The 4079-nt window shown below is 46.2% G+C and carries 3 protein-coding genes; 1 reads left to right on the forward strand and 2 read right to left on the reverse strand.

Annotated elements, in window-relative coordinates; genetic code table 11:
• Nucleotides 1-384: 384 nt before the first annotated feature.
• Nucleotides 385-1431 (forward strand): chitobiase/beta-hexosaminidase C-terminal domain-containing protein, encoded by a 1047-nt coding sequence (locus WC891_08970; protein MFA5868065.1) that lies wholly within the window; start codon nt 385-387, stop codon nt 1429-1431.
• A gap of 193 nt (nt 1432-1624) precedes the next feature.
• Here the strand turns inward: WC891_08970 and WC891_08975 are convergent, their stop codons facing one another.
• Both WC891_08975 and WC891_08980 read right to left on the reverse strand, forming a co-directional pair.
• Entirely contained in the window at nt 1625-2362 is a 738-nt protein-coding gene (locus WC891_08975) for a class I SAM-dependent methyltransferase (GenBank protein MFA5868066.1), read from the reverse strand.
• A gap of 135 nt (nt 2363-2497) precedes the next feature.
• A complete protein-coding gene (locus WC891_08980; GenBank protein ID MFA5868067.1) occupies nt 2498-3934 on the reverse strand; it encodes a radical SAM protein in 1437 nt (478 codons plus the stop codon).
• Nucleotides 3935-4079 lie beyond the last annotated feature (145 nt).

Genomic DNA, 4079 nt, shown 5'->3' on the forward strand with positions numbered 1-4079 from the left:
TTTTGCCAATTAACATCAGCTAAAATGGATTGCAGGGCAAGCGACAGGCCGAAAGTAATAATTATTGCCACGATTAATTTAAAAGCAGTTTTGATAGTTGGCTGATTCATAAAGAAGATTTAAAATAATAATTATGCTAAAATAGTTATTAACATTATTGATATTATACCATAAAATTATCGCCATACCCAGCCATTGACATAATTAGCAAAATTTGCTATGATAATTAATCACCATTTTTTATATAAACCTGCACGTTGACAACTAAAATTAGCTAAAAAATCCCCTTGTCATCCCTGCGTAGGCAGGGATTCAGAAATAATAGTCTTTAGATGAACTGACGCCAACAATACAAACCGGCACATACTGCCAAGGAGGATTCAAATGAAACGGAAACTGCTGTATCTGCTCGTACTGGTTTTTTCCTTCACCCTCGTCGCCTGCGGAGGCGGAGGAGATGATGGCAACAACGTGACCACCGGCACAGTCTCAGCACCAACCTTCACTCCCGCACCCGGCAGTTACATCGGCGCCCAAAGCATCGCGCTTTCCACGACGTCGTCCGGTGCAAGCATCCGCTACACGGTCGACGGTTCGATCCCGACATCCTCAACCGCAACACTCTATTCAGCTCCAATTCCGGTGAGTTCGTCAACGACCATCAAGGCGATTGCCTACAAGACGGGTTGGATTGACTCGCCGATAGCCACCGGCACCTACACCATCACGCCGCCGGTTGACAATTCTGCAATCAACACCTATATGTCGTCCGGTAACTCCCTCTTGATTTTCCTCAACAACATATTGGAGAACCGCATTGATGCCAGCGGTCCTGTCCAGGCCTACCCATACCTCGGGCCGGCTGGAGGCTATAAGTTGATCCTCCTGCCAAATGTAAACACCGCCGGAAGCCATCCCCTGTCCTTTACGGACACGACCGACAACAACGTCTTCAATCTTCAAGCCGGAGGCGTCCTCAACATTCTAGGAGGCAACCCCGGTACTTACATCGGGAATATGGAGACGAACGTCTCCGGCTCCGGTTTCAATACCGCCTACGAAGCCCCGATGATTATGAGTGGAACTGCCTGGAATTTACAGACAACTGTCTACGACAGCCGCTACGACAACGGAGCAGTCTTCATCCCTGTCGGCACGGAAGACAACTCCGTTCGCACTTTGTCTCAAAATGGATTCCAGGTAACCTACGCCAGCTCCCTCTTTAGCACATGCTATGGGACGGTGAATGGGAATCTGGTCTACTTCTGGTCCTGGGGCGGCAACGATCCGACCTGGCTCCGCACGCATAGCGAGACCTGGGTGGTTGATCCTTCCGGCACCTCGCTCACGGGCACCATGGAAGACACCTGGCAAGCCCGTTCGGGCTCCACCACGGCCTACGTCCGCGCCAACGTCGTTGGCTGGAGATAAAGCACCAAACAACAGCGTCCGATAAACATTAATATGTAAAACCCCATTACTGAAATAACGGGGTAAATCGGCCGCCACGCTCATTTAGCAAAAAAATCTCCCAAAGAAAGGAGACAAAAAAACCAAGGGCTCGCGCGTCTACCGCACGAGCCCTTTTTCTTATGCTATATACTGATATATGAATCAAATGGGATTATTTTTGAGCAACGAAAAAATATCGCTTGTTTTTTTTGCCTGGACGGTGGAACGCCGTATCCCTATATGCCCGAGAATGCAAAAAACCTGTCTCCGAAAGTATTTTTAATATTGTTTTGGACGAATAATAGAATTCCTCGTGCTGTTCAGTAAATACAACGGCCTTGCCTTTTTTTGTCGGTTTCTGAATTTCAAAAATAGCTTTCCAGCGTCTCGGGTAAAAATAGTTTTTCCAAATAACAGTCGTGCTGTCAAATTTGAATATTCTCGTGTTCTTAATCAGTTTTTTATTCCAGGCAAACGCTTTTTCACCGTTTAAGTCAAACAACAAATATCCTCCTTTCCTCGTGTTGTTATAAAAATTTTTAAATATCTGCCGCAGCTCGGTTGCCGTGCTGGTATAGTTTAGTGAATCGAAAGCGCAAACAATCAAATCCGCTCGTTTTTCATCGGGAAGACAAAAATCAAGAAATGATTTATTGATAAATTTAATATGCGGATATTTTTTCCTGGCAATTTTCAGCATTTCAGCAGACCGATCAAAGCCGATCACCGGTCCAAGTGCAGCGAGTAGCTTTGTAAGCCGCCCGGTGCCGCAACCAGCGTCGATTATAAGCGCCGGATTGATTTTCTTCTGCCGCAATATTTTTTTCACAAAATTAAACCATTTACGATACCAAAAATCAGGCATCAATAAATCGAAATATTTGGCAATGTATTTATAAGGTTTTTCCATAGCTATTATAAGTATAAAAGAAAAAGGGAAAGAAAAAAAGGGCAACTTCGCGTTTATTACGCTGGGTTGCCCTGAGATTATTTGAGTCATTTTGTTTTGACGCTTTTTCTGGCATAGCCGGGTTGATTGGATGTATCATGAATCCGTGAAGATGTCTTCGACTTCCGCTGAACCACGAACAGAAAAGCCATATTTCTCAAATAGCGGGGTAACGACCTCTTTGTGAAACTTGATTACTTGCGCACAGGCATATTCATCCTTGGCGCGTATATCTCCGGTGAGCCGATGCGCAACTGCCCGGCATCCGGTTCCGCAAATTGCCAATGATGGGCAATCCTTACATTCACTGACTTCCGCGATTTTCATTGTTTTTACCGACTGCATCTTATTACTGATCCAAATTTGCTGAATAGGAGTTTCACGAATGTTGCCCGCCACGATGTAATCAAAATAACCGCAGGGGGTAACATCGCCGTTAGCCTTAATGGAGCAGCGGTTTTTGTGGTAGAGGCAGGCTATGTCGCCGGGCTGATAGAACTTGATTTTTTTATAGACTATTTCGGTCCTGAAAAGCAATTCGAATTCCACCTCAATTGGAGACGTAAATCCCTCGTTGCTGACCGAAACGTCCTGAAGATGGATGTCGAGCAATGCTGCGTAGGCCGCTAGCACATTGTCCCATTGCGGTTTCAACTCCGGTTGTGTTTCTTTGTATCTCCCGATTGGCTTAGGAACCGCAATTCTCCATTGAGAAACATTCATCCGTTTCAGCAGCTGATACATCGCGGGAAGCTCGCTCAAATTCTTCTGGTGCAAACTCGTATTTATGGTAACGGGAACTCCCGCGCTGGCAAACATTTCGATTGCTCTGATTGCGGCGGCGTGGGTCACGTTACTGTTTACATCTCCGCCACGAATCATGGAGTGGGAATATGGCGTTAAACCATCCAGACTGATATAGATCCGGGTGAATTGCGGCAACGACGAAATGAATGAGACGAAGTCCTTCTCAATTTCCAGGCCGTTGGTAAAAAACGAGCCTAAACGCATGTTGCGTGCGACAATTCCTTCAATTATTTTTCTGATATCATCCCGAAGAATCGGTTCTCCGCCGGTTACGGCAACATCTCGCACATTCATTGCCGCCAAATCATCGAGCACTCCATATATTTCATCAAGCGATAAGTCCTTGCCGCGCTTCTCCTTATAAAAATCGCTGACGTAACAATGGTGGCACCGGAGGTTGCACAGCGAGGTTATGTCGAAAAGGACCCCCTCAAGATATGGCTGTACTAACGGTAAATCGATGATTCGTTTTTGAGGATTCGCGATCGATTCGAGGCACCCTTCCGAGCTTAATTTCGACACGAACGTCCTGACTGTTTCCTGACTTTCTTTGTCAAACTCCGACAGAACATTATCCGTGGTTCTTGTTCCATCGAGCAGATAAATCAACTCAGCCTGTTCTCTGTCCAGAAGAAATTCCGCCGCAGTTTTATTATTAAACAGGCATAGGTACGTGTCATACTTGAGCACTCGGAAGTTGTTATGTAGTCTGAGATATTCTGCCACCTACCGCCTCCTTTTAAGGGTGGGAGTGAGCCGGCACAGCGGCTCACTCCCGTCTCGCGTTACTTGTTGTTGTTGTTCAGGGTTGCCTTCATGTTGACCACCCGACGTAGAGGAGCCAGTGTGCCGGTCCTGAGCTTCTTCATGC

The organism is Actinomycetota bacterium (assembly GCA_041658625.1).
Taxonomy (GTDB): domain Bacteria; phylum Actinomycetota; class JAHEXW01; order JAHEXW01; family JAHEXW01; genus JBAZZW01.

Bases quoted from the DNA above. Each gene is read 5' to 3' on its own strand.
- WC891_08970 (MFA5868065.1), top strand. From the start codon at position 385: ATGAAACGGAAACTGCTGTATCTGCTCGTACTGGTTTTTTCCTTCACC.
- WC891_08975 (MFA5868066.1), bottom strand. From the start codon at position 2,362: ATGGAAAAACCTTATAAATACATTGCCAAATATTTCGATTTATTGATG.